Source organism: Corallococcus sp. AB030 (assembly GCF_003668965.1).
GTDB classification, from domain to species: Bacteria; Myxococcota; Myxococcia; order Myxococcales; family Myxococcaceae; genus Corallococcus; species Corallococcus exiguus.
Map to the genome: position 1 here is coordinate 19,827 of NZ_RAWQ01000099.1, position 15,538 is coordinate 35,364.

The following is a 15,538-nucleotide window of genomic DNA, read 5'->3' on the forward strand; positions in this document are numbered from 1 at the left end:
GCGATGTTCATGGAGGAGAGTCCCATCACGGACGCGGTGCTCGGGGAACGCGTCCCTTCCCTCCCCCGCCTCAATGCGGTGGAGCCCATGACGCACGGGCGCGTGGAGCCCCTGTGCGTGGAGGAGGTCCGGAGTCTCGCGGCCTTCGATGCAATGGAGGTGGAGTGGAACGCGCTGGTGAAGCGCGTGGACGACCAGGTGTTCCACCGGCACGAGTTCGTGCGCTGCTGGCTTCAGCACTTCGCGCCCAATGTGGCCCTGCGCATCCTCACGGCGAGGAACGCGCTGGGCGTGCTGGTGGCGGTGCTGGGGCTGCAGGAGGAGCTGGGCCACCAGTACGGCGTGCCGGTGCGGCAGTTGTCGTCGCTGACGAACAAGCACTCGTGCCGCTTCGACCTGGTGGCGGAGGAGCCCAAGCGCGCCGCGGTGGCCTTCCTGTCGCATCTGATGGGCGACCCGAGCTGGGAGGTGCTCCGGCTGTCGGACGTGCCGGAGGGCGGCGCGGCCTGGGAGCTGCTCAACGCGGCGAGGGGCGCGGGGATGCCCTGGGGCGCATGGCCGAGCTCGCGCTCGCCCTACCTGGTGTTGCCCTCCACGGTGGCAGCGTGGACGAAGGGCCGGAGCAACGCGAAGCCGCTGCGCAGAAGGCGCAGGCGCCTGGAGGAGAAGGGCCGCGTGGAGGTGGAGCGCGTGGCCGAAGTGGAGGGCCTGGGGTCGAAGCTGGAGGAGGCCTTCGCACTGGAACAGAGCGGCTGGAAGGCGAGGGAGGGCACGGCCATCGCGCAGGCGCGGCACCGTCGGGGTTTCTATACGGGGCTCGCGCACACGGCGGCGGAGCGCGGCTGGCTGGGGTTGTATTTCCTGAGACTGGACTCACGTCCCATCGCGTTCCAGTACGGGCTGGAATACGGCGGTCGCTATCTGGCGATGAAGCCGGGCTACGATGAGTCGTTGGCGGAGGTCAGTCCGGGTCACCTGCTGACGGAGAACCTGATTCAGGACTGCATCGGAAGGGGCCTGGGCGAGCTGGACTTGTTGGGAGATGATGCTCCCTACAAGCGCGAGTGGGCGGAGCAGGTCCGGCAGCACCACTGGCTGTTCATCTACCGGGACACGTGGATGGGGCAGACGCTGCAACGCTCGAAGTTCCGCTGGGCTCCGGTGGCGAAAAGGATGGTGGGCAGATGGGTCCGACGGCGCTGACGTTCTACCGGGCCGCGAAGCGGCTCCAGGCGCTCCCGAGGCTCGCGAACATGGTGGCCACGGTGGGCAACCGCCTCCACAACAGCCACGTGGACACGAAGGCCGTGCTGCACCCCACGGTGGAGCTGGGCTACGGAGGCATCGGCGTCATCATCGCGCCGGGTGTGGAGATTGGAGAGAACAGCTTCATCTCCCAGAACGTGAGCCTGGAACCCCTGCCCGGCCGTGTCGGCGTGCCTCGCGTGGGCCGCGACGTCTACATCGGCGTGGGCGCGCAGATTCTGGGGCCCGTGGTGATTGGCGACGGCGCGAAGGTTGGCGCCAACGCCATCGTGCTGGACGACGTGGCGCCGGGGACCACCGTGGCGGGGATCCCGGCGCGTGAGCTGAAGCAGAAGGTCCCGCCCACGGGGACGTGATCAAGCGCAGTCGCGGCAATATCAAGGGAACAAAGTCCGAATGCGAATCAGCACTGCACCAGTTCTGCTTATTCCGGCCCCATAGCCGCGTCCTCTTGTTCAAGCCCGCAGGTGACCGACCTTCTTCCTCACCGAAAAGGGATCTGAGGCGAAAATCGAACCTGCAACCTCCGCGTTCTGAGCGCGGCGCCTCTATCCAGGGGGGCTACCCCGGCGAGGTGTGTCTGGAATTGCGGCGGATCTAGATAGGACCGTATCGGGTCTCATTGGACACCTAGCCCGATCACATCATCCCGGGCGTCATGCGACCCGTTGCGTCTGGCCTGCCGCATTCCTGGTAAAATGCGCCCCGACGGTTCTAGTGGCAAGGTCCCGCCGGTCTCTGGCATTGTCCCGCCGACGTCCCGCACCCGATGATGAACAACATCGTCTTCCTAAGCCATAGCTCCAAGACGCAAGCGGCTCTGGATGATGTCGAGGAGCTCGGGAGGGTGCTCGACCAGCAGGGGTTCCAGGTGCGGCTCGACCGTCGCATCCAGGCGGGTGTGGACTGGAACGCCGAGATCGATCTGTGGATGAATGAGTGCGGCGCTGCGGTGATTCTCTTCTCACCGGATGCGCTCAAGTCCGATTGGGTGTTTACCGAGAGCCGCATCCTTCAGTGGAGAAGGCGGTTCGATCCCCAGCTGAAGCTCGTTCCCGTGATGATCTCCGGAGTCACGAAGGAGACCTTCCTCAAGTCCGAGCGTCACGATCTCCTCAGGCTCGATGACCTCCAGATCATCGAGGAGGCGACTGCGGCCGGGAGCGCTACCCGAATTCGGGAGGTGCTCGGGTCACCCCTACCCTCAAAACAGTCTGTATTGGATGAGGTGGCGGATGAAATCGCCGAGCCGCTGTCATCCATTTCAGAACTCGCGTTCAAGAGAATCTTCCAGCGGTTGGGAATGGACCTCCCGCCATGGCGTCCGGGAAGTCAGCACGGCACGGCATTGGCTCGGACCCTGGCACGGCGCTTCCTCATCATGCACGTCCACAAGGTGGACCACATCGTTGATGCGCTCGGAATAGTCCTTGGCGCTGAGAAAAAAGCCCACCTCTGCAATCTGCTCTCTGCCTTCTGGGTGCGTGAAGAGGCGGCAGACCTCCTCGCAGCCGCCACTCGGAAGAGCCCCACCTGTTGGTCTGTGGCCATCAATGGAGCGCACCTGCAGAGGTTCACCGTGAACGCCTATGTCCGCAGGGCCTTCTATCCCACCTCGCGGTGGCATCTCATCCCTGTGGAAGGCGGCGCGGGGACGGACACATTGCGGCACATCGAAGAATCGATTCTCGAGGGCGCTCGCCGCTACAATGCCCACAACCCCGACAAATGGCTGCGCCAGACGGAGAATGCCGTCTTGGTGCTCCTGCCTGACCGGAACATGATTGACTGCCAGGGATTGGCCCAGCTTCGGAAACGCTTTTCCCGAATGACCTTCATCCTGGGGACGGGCGAAACGCTGCCGGACCTCACGGCGGAGGGATACACCGAGTTGCTCCATCTTCAGCCGGCAGTTGACCTTGATGACGAGGACAAAGCGCAACGGGCTTTCGACGACGCCCTGGCCCTTATCGCCAAGAACTGAGCTGGAACCGGATATATCCTATGGACCTGAAGCTTGACTTCGAGCCGAAGCTCTTCGACCCACGGACGCCGTTGCGCCAGCCGCCCACCAAGCGTGCCCAGGCTAATGAACCTGCTCCCCGGACCAGCCGGGTGTACGTGTATTCGAGTGACATTATCCTCGCGGTGAATGCGGCACTCGCTACGGAGCGTCCGTTGCTGGTAATGGGGCCTCCGGGGACTGGCAAGTCCTCGCTCGCTCAGCACATCGCGCACCACCTAGGCTGGCGTTTCTACCAGAGGGTCATCACATCGCGAACCCAGGCCCAGGACCTGCTCTGGACCTTCGATGCGGTACGCAGACTGCGGGACGCGCAGGCAGGCAGCCGGCTCAAGAACGACGTGGTGTATGTCCAGCCTCAGCTCCTGTGGTGGGCCCTCAGTCCGGCCAGTGCCGCGCGCCGGGGTGGTAAGGCTGCACGGGACATCCCGAGAGCGAAGGACCTCGCGGAAAAGGCACCGGAGCGACACGCAGTGGTCCTGCTCGATGAAATCGACAAGGCGGATCCGGACATCCCCAATGACCTGCTGGGCCCTCTGGGGGATAGCACTTTCGAAGTGACCGACATCCAAAAAGTCATCACCCGGGAGACAGGCCGTCGGATGCTGCTCGTCATTACCAGCAACGACGAGCGTGAGCTTTCACCCGCCTTCGTCCGCCGTTGCGTCCTGTTGACGCTCAAGCAGCATGGACGGGAGCGGTTGATCGATATCGCCAGGGAACACTTTCCAGGCGAGGATCCGAAGCTCTTCGCCGAGGTCGCCGACCAGGTGGAGGCGGACCGCGCCAGGGCAGAGAAGGAGGGCGCTCGTCCCCCAAGTACTGCGGAGTACATCAACGCGGTAGCCGCGTGTCTCCGCCTTGGGCTCCGTCCGGGTTCTCCCGCCTGGACTGACCTCTCGACCCTCGTGCTGTCCAAGTTCCGGCCCGCTGCGCCTGAGCCGGAGGCATTCTGAGCCAGCGCGGACAAGTGTACCTCTCGGAGCTCCTGGAGGTGCTCGATGCGCTTTCGCCCCATGGGACGGAGACCCTCGATGCGCTCCTGCCCATGCTCCACCTAAGCGTGAAGGAGGGCTCCTGGGCCGCAGACATTCCGAACTCCGCTGACACTTCGTGGCGCCTTGACGAGATGGTGCCTCGCAGGGACCAGCCAACTGGAATCCCTGCGCCACCATCGCCCAAGGCCACGGAGTCCCAACCGCGCTTGAACACTCGCGTGGTCCGGCGGCAGGGGGCTGCCTCCTCCAGTCCCCCTGCCTGGAGTCTTGAGGGAGCAAGACTTCCTCCCGAACCCGCCCCGGTGCCAATCCCGGTGCCCCCGCTGATCGAACCTCGCAGGCGCACCGCCATCCTTTCTTCGGCCCTCTCCACCCGGGTAATGGAAGGCCACATCGTCATCAAGCCGCTACTTGAGGCCATTGCTCGTGCCGTTCCCGTCACCAAGCTGCCTCGGCGGAGCCGCCCCACGCTCCGGCGGGGCGTGCAGGTCCTGGTCGACCTGGGAGAAGGGATGATTCCGTTTGATCCAGATGTGCGCGCCCTGGTCGAGGGCGTTCGTCAAACGGTGGGTCAGGGCCGAACAGAGGTCTGCTACTTCACGGGAAGCCCCCTGCGCCGGGTCAGTTCCGCTGGCTCCGTGAACGAAGTCGCCTGGCGGCCTCCCGCCCGAGGCACGCCGCTGTTGGTCCTTTCAGACTTGGGCCTGGGAGGGCCGACCTCGTCGCCCCACAAGGCCTATGTGGCGGAATGGATCCGGTTCGCTAGACATGCCGGGCGGGCCGGGTGCTCCCCCGTGGTTCTGTTGCCCTATGGGCCGGCGCGTTGGCCCCACTTGCTTCGAGAGCACCTGTACTTCTTGCATTGGGCTCGGGGGACCTCGGCGGGCGATGTCCGCTCCCGCCGTGGAGGACGTCTCAGGAGCACACCGCAATGAGCCTTCCTGCAACGCGAGCGGAGGAACTGCTGGCGCGCTTCCGGCAGCAGCGGCCCGAGGCGGTACGGCTCGCCGAACTGGTGTGCCTGGCCACGCGCATCGAGCACGGGTTGCTGCGGGAGGCCCGTCTCCATCTGGCGCCCGATCTGGACGCAGGCGCGGAGGCGGACCTCTGGTTCAGTCCTCTGGTTGAGTCCTGGAGCGCACGGGCATTCGTGCTCAGCCCCGCTATCGCGGCACTGCTGCGAGACGCGCTGTTCGAGGAGCGTGATCGCGCCGAGCGCGCCTGGGCACTCATCCAGAGGCTGCACGCCCACGTGCCGCCCATCATCGCCGTGGAGGAACGGGTGACATGGCTGGCCCACGCACGCGGCCCGAACGCGCTGGGGGATATCGAGAGCGCTCTGCGAACCGTCCTGCGCACAATGCTTCACGACACGGCCCAGGGACTGGGAGTTGCACGCTGGGCCCTGCGGGCGCTCCCCCGTCTCCCGGCCCTGGTGCGAGAGATGGAGACGGCACGCCTGCTCACCTTCGGTGCCGCCGTACGGCTGGGGCTCCGCGCATTCCCCGGTGGTTCCGTGTCAATGCCGTCGCAAGATGTTCGCTGGCTGCTGCCCGGGCCTGACCGTGAGTCGTTGTTCGGCCTGCGAATGGAATGGGATTCGACGGGCCTCACCTTCCTCCACGGGCTGGACGGCGATCGCGGGCACGCTCTTCTTGTGCCGGACACCCGACCACTCCTGCTGGAAGTGGTCTGGCTCCAGGAGGGCCAGGAACAGCGTCGGCTCATTGAGGCGGGGGATGGAGCACGCGTCCCCATTCCCGCCAAGATCACTGCGCTGCAGGTGCGCACGGTTGCCGGGGACGAGTTCGAAGTCGTGACACCAGTCCCTGGCGAAGAGCCAGAGCTGCCTCGCTATCTGGACCCGGCCGTCTGGCAGTCCTGTGCACGGCTTCCGGATCGAGAGCAGCCCACGACCGCATATTTCATTGATTCCTCTGCCATGCTCACTGCGGCGAGCGCATTCCCGAACGAAAGACCTGGAGCACGTATCGAAGTTGATTGGAACGGCGAGCGGTGGTGGGCCACATTGCGCGAGAAGGACACCGAAGCGGGCTACGCTCTGCTCGAACTGCTCGAAGGAACATCTGCGGCTCACGCTCCTACGGGTATCCCCTTCATCGCTCCCAACGACCCGGTACCAAGCCCCGTGACCACCTGGGTTGCCTACGCGATGTCCGCGGATGGCCCTGTGTGGTTCGAGGGCACCGTCGAGCCTGACGCGCCACACCATGAACAGACCTTCCGCGCCACACGGGCTTCGGCATCGCACGATCGGCCGCCCATTGGCGCCCCTCTTTTCATGGGCGGACTTTTCCTGGTGGGCCATTTCAACGGGTGGGACGGACAGCAGGTGCGCCTGGGAAGTGGGAGCAAGCTCATCCGGGAGCGCTCCGCGCTGCACCAAACGCCCTCCCAACCGCATCCTGCTCTCGTTGTTCCAATTGCTCCCACGCCCCCGCGGGAAGAGGACTCCGCATTCGATGCCGATGCGTCCGAAGAAGCCGCGAGGCACGCGGGTCTGGAAGCCCGGCTCGACGAACTGCGAGAGCTCATCCGGAATCAAAGCGACATTGACTCCTTGGTTCTATCGCAGCTCCCTCCATTATTGTTGGGTTCGAAGGTCGCGAGTCGGCTCCTGCCTGCTGGTACACGAAAGGCAACCATCTCTGACATGGGAGAGGGGAAGCACGCTCGCCTTTCGCTGGACTTGCGAAGTCTGGAACTGGAGAACACAGCGGCCTGCGACGCAACCATAGACCTGGACAAGGTCCAGCTCACGCTCAGGATTGATGACTCCAGTACGCCGGGCCGGAAAGGTGATGAGGAAGTTGAAGCGATTGTGTCACTAAAGGTCCTCGCGCGCATCGGAGTCGTCACTGAGGTGCCTGAAGATGGTGTGGAAATGATCACCAGCGTTTACCTGTCCGGCATCGAAGAGATTGCAGTGGTAGCGGTCCACAAGCAGCCGGGAACGCGCAGTCGAGGGTCCCCAAAAAGACGCGATGCAAAGGAAGGAGCTCAGCGAACGGCCGCCCCAGCGCCGATTGATGTTTTTGGAAAATACATGGGATTAATTGTGCGCAGACTGGGACGCAGCGTCCCATGCAGCGAAGAGACTGCCTCTGATGCAGCTATTGATGCCATCTTCGCCTATCTCCGAGCGCCTGAACGCCATGACCCGGCGAAGGCTAGCCTTGAGACATACCTCTTCCAGATAGCAAGGCGCGTTGCTCAGGATAGGATGCGGTCTGAGTCCGCCCGCCTCCAGCGTGAACAGCACTACGTTGATATTGCTGCAATCCAGGCGGGAAACCCTAAGGGGAGGATGGATTCCTCAGCGGAGGCGGAGGCCATCATGAAAACACTGGTGTCGAGGGGGACATTGAGCGACGCGAAGGACATTGCCACACTGCGGTTGTTTCTCGAAGGAGAGAATTCCACCGAGACTTTTGCGGAGGCAATGGGGCTCAAGGGACTCCCCAAAGAGGAACTCCGACGCGAAGTGAAGCGTTACCGGGATCGTCTCATGAAGCGCCTGTCGCGTGTCGGAGAAGAGGACTCCAATCTCTCTTGATGCGGAAGGGGCTGCGTCCTGGAGAGGTGGATCACAAGGCCGTCAACTCCCCCCTTTAACATCCGCTACAGCCAGGGCTGAATCTGCTCTCGGCCCAGGTCCTCCAGCGCTCAAACCGCAATCTATTTCTGCGTACCCTTCTCCATCGTTCCCTTGAGGCCGGGAGGCAACCCGGCCTCGCTTCGGTGGCCCTCACCAGGGTTCAGTACGTCGCCTTTATCGTTTCCACACCCTCTGTGACAACCTTGTTCCCCCTCCAGCCCCATCTCCGCCCGAGTTTGAGGGAGCAGCAATGACCACACTTTCGCGCCTGAAGCGAAAGCGCCGTGGAACATTACAAAAGCGGAGTGGGACCGGTGGCCTTTCTTCTTAAGGCAGCGTAAACCGGCTGAATGCGACTCTACCGACCCCCAATGATGGTCCATATTGTATGGGCAGCTGAGTTCACCCGCGGAGCCGAGTGGGCCCATCAACTGCAGACGTGGCTCAGCGGCGATGCGGATTACTATGCAATATCAGAGCCTAACATTCCTGTTCTGACGTTCCCAGGAACTGCTGCGTCGCTTCCTCCTCGGGTCGCATGGAGAGAGGCGGCACGAACAGCCTTGCTCGTGCTGGTTGACTCCGCGATGGTCGCCAGTGAGGAATGGCGTAACTGGTGCGAAGTGCAGGCAAGCGCCAAGCGGAAAGGCGACCTTCTTCTGATCTGCACAGTGACGCCACACTTCGCAAATCTTGGCGCGGCGTATGGCGCGACCAATGCCATCCGGCTCGATCGGATAGCTGAGGCAGAGCAAAGTGACTCGCTCCGTCTCCTCGTGACACACACCCTAGCGCGCTGGTTTGCTCATCGTGGCCGAAATGGACGGGTGCGCCTCTTCATCAGCCATGCAAAGGCGAAGCGTGGCACGATAAGTGGACGAGACTTGGCGCTCGGGCTCAAGCAGTTCATTGACCAAAGGCCGGCGGGTGAGCGATTCTTCGACGAAGTAGACATCACCGCAGGCGAAGACTTCGAGTTTGTCCTGAAGCGAGCCATCCGAGAGTCGGTGGTTGTTGTACTGCTTACTGACATCTTCTCAAGCCGTTTCTGGTGCGGGATGGAGGTCACAACGGCGAAGGAACTGCACAGACCGGTAGTTGTGGTGGACGCGCTTGAGCAGGGCGAGCCCATTAGCTTAGCATACATTGGCAAAAATCCGACCGTACGATGGGAAACCAACAGCATAGATCCCGGCAAGGACACATTGATTCATGCCCGCATCGTAGCCACAGCTCTGCTTGAGCAGTTGCGATTGGCGCATGATGAGGCACGGCTTAGCGAGATTCGAGAGGTTGCTCTCAAATCGGTGTCCCGAGTCAAACTGACTGCCCGCCCACCAGAGTTGGCCACCCTTCCGGACATTTCCCGCCGTGGCCAAACGCTCCTGCTCCACACGGATCCTCCACTCCCGCGGTTTGAACTCGATCTCATCAGACGCCAGCGCCCAGACCTACAATTGGCAAGCGCGGCTCAAGCGCTCTCTGGGTGCTATGCGGGTAGTGTCCCTCTTGTTGGATACCGGATTGCCATCTCAATTTCTGATCCGCCTGAAGACGACCGGAAAATCACCGGGCTGAGCAAAGTTGTTCAGGAACGACTATGGGCTCAACTCGCAACCCACTTGATTTCGGCGGGCGCTGAGTTGGCATACGGTGGAGACGTTCGTGCAGGCGGCTACACCGAGAAACTCATCGACCTAGCCACAAGTTCTGCCGATGCCGGCCGACCGCTCCCTCGAGGGATTGTGCACTGGTACGCCGGATGGCCCACGGCCGCAAAGCTCAGCCAAGAAACGCGTGCCAAGCTGCCGCGAGCATTTCGCCTTCATGAGATCGCCGCTCCCGATGCGGCTGGCGCAACGAACCCTGAGTGGCCTCCAAATGATCCCGATCCTGAGCACCGTTTTGCGTGGACGCTGTGTACTCGTGCAATGCGTCTAGCAATGGCTAAGGAGTGTCACGCACGGGTCTTGGTCGGTGGGCCGCTCAGGTCTGTCTCGCCTTGGCCAGGGCTCCTGGAAGAATTCGAGACATTTGTCGTATTGAGGAAACCAGTCTTCCTCGTAGGCGGTTTTGGAGGGATCACACGGCGAATCATTGATGCGCTTGAAGGCGGAGCACCGAAGGAACTCACACAAACCTTCCAAGACGAGGGCAGGGAGCGACAAGCACTCCGAGAACACTACGAGACAGCAGTAAGAGCCCATCATCTCCGCAACATCCCACTGGTCGACTGGTCTGAACGCATTCTGGCGCTTCAAAACATAGGAATTAAAGGCCTAGGGAACGGGCTTACCCTAGAGGAAAACAAGCGCCTGTTTGTTTCTCGGAGTGTCACCGAAATCATCGCACTAATTCTTGAGGGCCTGCGGCAGTTAGCAACCAAGAACAGACTGTAAACAGGATCAAGTAGGACACCCTCCCGCCGAGAAACAAGCGGAAAGGCAGTCCTGACGGAAGCAGAACCGCAGAGTGGCGACGTGCAATAAAAAGCCCGCCGCCGATAACCTTAGCATCAGGCTCATCGCCGCGACTTGTCTCTGGCTCTAATTTACGAAAACAATCTAGTGAGTCTCGTCATGGACCCTGCATCTCCTGTTGTAAAGCAGGCGGTCTTGAGCGTTCTCAATCAAATCTGCGCGGCTTGTTCTGGCGACATAAGCATCCTCAATCCATCCACTTAGTTGCTCGGCCGAGCTAGGTGGACCGTACCATCGAGCATACTTGCTATTGTCAGAGGCCCAATTCTTCTTGAAGCGCTCCGGAAGGTAGAGCCTTTCCGGTGCCGAGGGGAGACTGATGGCTAATAAGCCATTGGGGGAGTAGGTAGCTCCTTGCCGCAAACTTGCTTTGAGTTCCCAGTCAACATAACGGCGGCCATGGGTACACTTTCCCAATAACAGCATAGTTACCGTCGAGTCGCCAATGAACTCTCGCCGGATACGTCCGATGACGTACTCGGTATCATTGCTGTCAACAAACACTCCATTATAAGCGTCGTGAAGGATTCTCGGGGTGAAGACCCCTGATCGGTCTGCCCAACGACTAACGAACTGCAGTACCTCTGCCTCATCACCGCCATAGAACGAGACAAAAACGCGCCGTTTAGGGCTCATTGCAGGCCTCTCCTTTCTTCGCGCCTAGATGCTGGTCCGAGAGTCGCCAGAAAGAAGCGAACTAACAGTTTCTAACAAATGCAAGGGCAGAGGCGTCGAAGAAGCATGCGGCAACAGTCAAGGACGAGAAGGTCGATTTGAACGTCGTCCCTGCGCTCGTCGTGGACACGAAGGCCGTGCTGCATGCACCCCACGGTGGAGCTGGGCTACGGAGGCATCGGCGTCATCATCGCGCCGGGCGTGGAGATTGGAGAGAACAGCTTCATCTCCCAGAACGTGAGCCTGGAGCCCCTGCCCGGTCGTGTCGGCGTGCCTCGCGTGGGCCGAGACGTCTACATCGGCGTGGGCGCCCAGGTGCTGGGCCCGGTGGTGATTGGCGACGGCGCGAAGGTTGGCGCCAACGCCATCGTGCTGGACGACGTGGCGCCGGGGACCACCGTGGCGGGGATCCCGGCGCGCGAGCTGAAGCAGAAGGTCCCGCCCACGGGGACGTGAAACTCAGCCGCCCTTGGGCATCTTCAGCGCCATCGCGACCAGCGAGAGGGTCAGGTCCTCGGGCTGGTAGGGCTTGAACGGGTTGAGCGTCGTCCCGGTCGAATCCAGGTGATCCAGTCCAGACAGGGTCACGGACTTGGAGCCGGGGATGAACGCGTCCTGCGGGAGCACCAGGCCGTCCGACTTCACGCCGTAGCGCTGGTGCATGTACTCCTGCATGGCGAACAGCGGCGACGTGGGGTTCGCGGTGGTGGAGGCCATGGAGACGGTGGGGATGCCCTCGGGCATCGGATGCTTGGCCAGGAACTCCTTGCGCGAATCGTACGTCAGGTCCTCACCGGCCTGGATGCTGCCGCCGAGCGCCTCGACAGCGCCGCCCACGCCGTAGCGCACGAGCGGGTTGTCCAGCAGGTCCTGCGCCATGGGCGAGCCGCCGTAGGGCGACTGGATGGTGACCAGGGCGCGCACGTGCTCCTTGAGTTCGGGGTACATCGACAGGGCCGCCGCGGAGTCCAGGCCACCCTTGCTGTGGCCGATGAGCACCACCTGCTTGCCGTTCTTGGAGGCCTCGAGCACGGCCTGACGGACGATGGCGGCGTTGTGCTCCACGCCCATGTCGGTGTCGACAGGCACGCGGCCGACCTGGAGGCCCTGCGCTTCGAGCGCGTCCAGGTTCTTGTCGAAGTAGATCTGCTTGGGCGCGGCCTCGGAGAGCAGACCGCCCACGGCCAGGAACACGCAGTTCTTGGCCTCGGGGGGCATCACGTTCTGGCCCGCGCGCACGGCCTGGTTGAGCTTCATGAACTCCGCGGTGGAGTCCTTCGCGGGCGGATACGCCTTCTGGATCCAGCCGATCTTGTCCGCCTCGCCCTTGCCGGGCCAGGGGATGGGAAGGCGCAGGGCATTGACCTGCTGCGACCCCGCCTGAGCCGTCGACGAGAAGCTGTCCCCCTTCACGATGGCGTTGAAGCCCTGCGCGCCCTTGGCCCGGGCAGGGGCTTCCGGCGTGGCCCGCGTCTGCGTGGACGGCGTGAGGCTGGAAGGGCGCGTGACCTGGACCATGAGGGGACCTCGGGAGGGGGAGCCGAGTTGAGCAGCAGGGAGGCTTGCCTACATTGTCGGTAAATGGCGCCGGGAGTTGCGTGCCCGTTCCAAGTCCGTGAGAAGCCGAGACTCCGGGCGCGTGGCGCGGTGCGGCGTAGAGGGTGACCGCTTAACTTCGACGCGGATACGGATTCGCGCTCGCTGATCCGCCAGCATTCCTCTGCTCGCAAGACCCGACGCACTCCCGTTGGCGCGGCCCGAGAGCCACGCCAGCGCTAGAGGAGAACCAGGAAGTAAAGCGGAGCTGAGCACGGATGGACGCTTCCATGCTCCGCACGAAACCGGAGAAGCAGGGGTGAGGTAGAACCGGCGGCATGCTCAGGAAGCTCCATATTCAGAACTTCAAGGCGTGGAAGGACACGGGCGACATCCAGCTCGCGCCGCTCACGATGTTCTTCGGGACGAATAGCTCGGGGAAGACGAGCATCCAGCAATTCCTCCTCTTGCTGCAGCAAACAGCACAGTCGCGAGACCGGAAGCGGGTGCTCCACCTGGGCGACGAGAACACTCCCGTCGACATGGGGACCTTTCCGGAAATGCTCTTTCGCCAGGATCCTGCCGCGCTTCTCCGCTTCACCATGGAGTGGGGCGTGAGGACGCAGGAGAAAGGACCGGTGGACACAGTCGCCTTCGAAGCCTTGATTGGCCAGGAAGACGCACAGTCCACCAGGATCGAGGTCAAGCAGTTCATCTACAGGCTGAAGGCACCTCACCGGTCCACGGAGGGCATCGGCATGGCCAGACGCACTCATGGACCAGGGTACGAACTGCTTCTGGAGAACATTGGGCTCGCCAAAGAAGGAACCGCGAAGGAGGCGCTTTCAGCCCCCATTCATTTCTACGGCTTCCCCCATGAAGCCGAAGCCCACTACAAGTTCCTCGGCGACCTCGACGCCCTTGCGCTCGAACTCGAAGACCAACTGGACGCAATCCATTATCTGGGCCCACTGCGACAGCCCCCACATAGAACCTATCTCTGGTCAGGTGAGGCCCCCGAGAGCGTAGGCGATGATGGCAGCCTCGCGGTCGCCGCGCTTCTGGCCGCGAATGAGCGCTCAATCCAGGTGGAGGACCACCCTGCCCGTCCTTTTGCGCAGTTGATCGCGGAGAGGCTGGTCAGCATGGGACTGCTGGACTCCTTCGAGGTGCGGCCCATCGCCCCCCATCGGAAAGAGTACGAAGTCTTTGTTCGCACTGCTGGCAACCCGATGGCGGTTCGTTTGCCGGACGTTGGGTTCGGTGTGTCCCAGGTCATGCCTGTATTGCTTCAATGTTTCTATACCGAGCCCGGATCCACGCTGCTCTTCGAGCAGCCCGAACTCCACCTGCATCCAAAGGCACAGTCGGAGCTCGCGGACGTTTTCATCGATGCGATTCACGCCAGTGAGGATGGGCAGCCTCGCAACACCCAGCTGATCATCGAGAGCCACTCCGAGCACATCCTGCGCCGGATCCAGCGGCGCATCGCGGAAGGGAGACTGCTGCCGGAGGAGACAGCCATCTACTTTTGCTCACCCGGTCCTGAGGGCTCGCGCATCGAGAAGCTGAAGCTTGACGAATTCGGGAACATCATCAACTGGCCGAAGGACTTCTTCGGCGATGACATGGGCGACCTCGTGGCGATGACCGAGGCGGCGATGAAGCGCCAGCAGGAGCAGGCCCCCCAATGAGCGCGTCCCCTGCGCCATCCGTCGTCGACACCAATGTGCCGCTCACCGCCAACAAGGCGAACACGGTCAGCCCCGCGTGCGTTCAGGCCTGTGTCCGGGCGATCAACGATGTCATCCAGAGCGGGCGCATCGTCCTTGATGACAAATGGCTCATCATCAACGAGTACAAACACAAGCTATCTCCCACGGGCCAGCCAGGCGTGGGAGACCGCTTCCTCAAGTGGGTCCTGACCAATCACGCCAATCCGGATCGCTGCGTCCGGGTCTCGCTGACGCCACGCCAGGACGATCCCCGCGACTTCGAGGAGTTTCCCCGTGACCAGGCGCTTGCCGGCTTCGACCCAGCGGACCGCAAGTTCGTCGCGGCGAGCTGCGCCCACGAGGATCGACCGCCCATCCTCCAGGCAACGGACAGTAAATGGTGGGGACTGCGGAGAGAGTTCGAGCGCTGCGGGGTCCGCATCCACTTTCTCTGCCCCGAGGACATTGAGGAACTCCACGAGCGTCAGGGTGGGGAGTGATGGCTGACGACTTCTTCAAGTTCCCCCACACCCCGCACCTCGCCTGGCTTTCCTCCAGGCCGGTACGCCATGACAAGGTCCTCTCCCCACCTGAGGCACGGGAGTTCCTCGATGGCGAGGTCCTCATCGAGGAAAAGATCGACGGGGCGAACCTCGGCATCTCCGTAGGCGCCGACGGCGGGCTGCGAGCCCAGAACCGCGGCGCCTACCTTGGTCCCCGAGCATCCCCCCAGTTCCAGCCGCTGTGGCCCTGGCTGGAGACAAGGCGCCAGCAACTTGTCGAGACCCTGGGCCAACACTTGATGCTCTTTGGCGAATGGTGCTTCGCGGTCCACAGCGTGCACTACGACGCCTTGCCCGACTGGTTCCTCGCCTTCGACGTCTACGACAAGCGGGCCGGACGCTTCTGGTCTTCCCCGAAACGAGACGCCCTCGTGGCCTCGCTCGGCCTCGCGGCGGTGCCCACTGTCGCGCGCGCGCATCTCACGGCGGACGACGTGGTGAACCTGCTCGGCCCCTCGCACCTCACCCATGCGCCCATGGAGGGCCTCTACCTCCGGCGTGACGAGGGTGACTTCCTGCTCGCGCGCGCGAAAATCGTCCGTCCCGAGTTCGTCCAGGCCATCGAGGAACACTGGTCCTCCCGCCCCCTGGAACGAAATACCCTGGCTGCGCGATGACGCTGGGGGCGAGGAACTGCGTCACCAGCAGGCCACCCACCCCGCC

Annotated in this window: 12 protein-coding genes; 10 read left to right on the forward strand and 2 right to left on the reverse strand. The window is 62.7% G+C overall.

Translation table 11 applies throughout. The features are described 5' to 3' along the window. Positions 1 to 9: 9 nt before the first annotated feature. The 6 genes from D7Y15_RS22915 to D7Y15_RS44210 all read left to right on the forward strand — a co-directional run bounded on the left by D7Y15_RS22915 (position 10) and on the right by D7Y15_RS44210 (position 10,305). Complete coding sequence (locus tag D7Y15_RS22915; protein ID WP_199745969.1) at positions 10 to 1,203, forward strand: GNAT family N-acetyltransferase; 1,194 nt, start codon at positions 10 to 12, stop codon at positions 1,201 to 1,203. Beyond that, positions 1,185 to 1,622: a serine O-acetyltransferase gene (locus D7Y15_RS22920; RefSeq protein WP_121753907.1), complete on the forward strand. Its 438-nt coding sequence runs from the start codon at positions 1,185 to 1,187 to the stop codon at positions 1,620 to 1,622. The genes D7Y15_RS22915 and D7Y15_RS22920 overlap by 19 nt, the downstream gene beginning before the upstream one ends. Before the next feature lie 413 nt (positions 1,623 to 2,035). Next, positions 2,036 to 3,250: a toll/interleukin-1 receptor domain-containing protein gene (locus D7Y15_RS22925; protein WP_121753908.1), complete on the forward strand. Its 1,215-nt coding sequence runs from the start codon at positions 2,036 to 2,038 to the stop codon at positions 3,248 to 3,250. 20 nt (positions 3,251 to 3,270) lie between these two features. Next, on the forward strand, positions 3,271 to 4,245 hold the full coding sequence (locus tag D7Y15_RS22930) for a MoxR family ATPase (RefSeq protein ID WP_121753909.1): 975 nt from the start codon (positions 3,271 to 3,273) through the stop codon (positions 4,243 to 4,245). A gap of 973 nt (positions 4,246 to 5,218) precedes the next feature. Beyond that, a complete protein-coding gene (locus D7Y15_RS22935) occupies positions 5,219 to 7,864 on the forward strand; it encodes an RNA polymerase sigma factor (protein WP_121753910.1) in 2,646 nt (881 codons plus the stop codon). 611 nt (positions 7,865 to 8,475) lie between these two features. Then, entirely contained in the window at positions 8,476 to 10,305 is a 1,830-nt protein-coding gene (locus tag D7Y15_RS44210) for a hypothetical protein (RefSeq protein WP_233605057.1), read from the forward strand. A 165-nt stretch (positions 10,306 to 10,470) separates the two neighbouring features. Here the strand turns inward: D7Y15_RS44210 and D7Y15_RS46785 are convergent, their stop codons facing one another. Then, on the reverse strand, positions 10,471 to 11,022 hold the full coding sequence (locus tag D7Y15_RS46785) for a TIR domain-containing protein (protein ID WP_121753911.1): 552 nt from the start codon (positions 11,020 to 11,022) through the stop codon (positions 10,471 to 10,473). A 183-nt stretch (positions 11,023 to 11,205) separates the two neighbouring features. On the opposite strand from D7Y15_RS46785, the gene D7Y15_RS22945 reads away from it, so the two are divergent. Next, positions 11,206 to 11,517: a serine O-acetyltransferase gene (locus tag D7Y15_RS22945; protein WP_233605056.1), complete on the forward strand. Its 312-nt coding sequence runs from the start codon at positions 11,206 to 11,208 to the stop codon at positions 11,515 to 11,517. Between the two features lie 3 nt (positions 11,518 to 11,520). On the opposite strand, the gene D7Y15_RS22950 is transcribed toward D7Y15_RS22945, so the two are convergent. Next, complete coding sequence (locus D7Y15_RS22950; protein ID WP_121753912.1) at positions 11,521 to 12,579, reverse strand: triacylglycerol lipase; 1,059 nt, start codon at positions 12,577 to 12,579, stop codon at positions 11,521 to 11,523. 356 nt (positions 12,580 to 12,935) lie between these two features. Here D7Y15_RS22950 and D7Y15_RS22955 point away from each other — a divergent pair, with 356 nt between their 5' ends. From D7Y15_RS22955 to D7Y15_RS22965, 3 genes are read left to right on the forward strand one after another with little or no spacing between them, the layout of a single operon-like run. Next, positions 12,936 to 14,291: a DUF3696 domain-containing protein gene (locus tag D7Y15_RS22955; protein WP_121753913.1), complete on the forward strand. Its 1,356-nt coding sequence runs from the start codon at positions 12,936 to 12,938 to the stop codon at positions 14,289 to 14,291. After that, positions 14,288 to 14,812, forward strand: a complete 525-nt coding sequence (locus D7Y15_RS22960) for a hypothetical protein (protein ID WP_121753914.1) — start codon at positions 14,288 to 14,290, stop codon at positions 14,810 to 14,812. Before D7Y15_RS22955 ends, D7Y15_RS22960 begins: the two co-directional genes overlap by 4 nt. Next, on the forward strand, positions 14,812 to 15,492 hold the full coding sequence (locus D7Y15_RS22965; RefSeq protein WP_121753915.1) for an RNA ligase family protein: 681 nt from the start codon (positions 14,812 to 14,814) through the stop codon (positions 15,490 to 15,492). The genes D7Y15_RS22960 and D7Y15_RS22965 overlap by 1 nt, the downstream gene beginning before the upstream one ends. The last annotated feature ends 46 nt before the right edge of the window (positions 15,493 to 15,538 follow it).

Coding starts and splice junctions, on each gene's coding strand:
- D7Y15_RS22915 (WP_199745969.1), top strand. CDS start 10: ATGGAGGAGAGTCCCATCACGGACGCGGTGCTCGGGGAACGCGTCCCT.
- D7Y15_RS22920 (WP_121753907.1), top strand. CDS start 1,185: ATGGGTCCGACGGCGCTGACGTTCTACCGGGCCGCGAAGCGGCTCCAG.
- D7Y15_RS22925 (WP_121753908.1), top strand. CDS start 2,036: ATGATGAACAACATCGTCTTCCTAAGCCATAGCTCCAAGACGCAAGCG.
- D7Y15_RS22930 (WP_121753909.1), top strand. CDS start 3,271: ATGGACCTGAAGCTTGACTTCGAGCCGAAGCTCTTCGACCCACGGACG.
- D7Y15_RS22935 (WP_121753910.1), top strand. CDS start 5,219: ATGAGCCTTCCTGCAACGCGAGCGGAGGAACTGCTGGCGCGCTTCCGG.
- D7Y15_RS46785 (WP_121753911.1), bottom strand. CDS start 11,022: ATGAGCCCTAAACGGCGCGTTTTTGTCTCGTTCTATGGCGGTGATGAG.
- D7Y15_RS22945 (WP_233605056.1), top strand. CDS start 11,206: ATGCACCCCACGGTGGAGCTGGGCTACGGAGGCATCGGCGTCATCATC.
- D7Y15_RS22950 (WP_121753912.1), bottom strand. CDS start 12,579: ATGGTCCAGGTCACGCGCCCTTCCAGCCTCACGCCGTCCACGCAGACG.
- D7Y15_RS22955 (WP_121753913.1), top strand. CDS start 12,936: ATGCTCAGGAAGCTCCATATTCAGAACTTCAAGGCGTGGAAGGACACG.
- D7Y15_RS22960 (WP_121753914.1), top strand. CDS start 14,288: ATGAGCGCGTCCCCTGCGCCATCCGTCGTCGACACCAATGTGCCGCTC.
- D7Y15_RS22965 (WP_121753915.1), top strand. CDS start 14,812: ATGGCTGACGACTTCTTCAAGTTCCCCCACACCCCGCACCTCGCCTGG.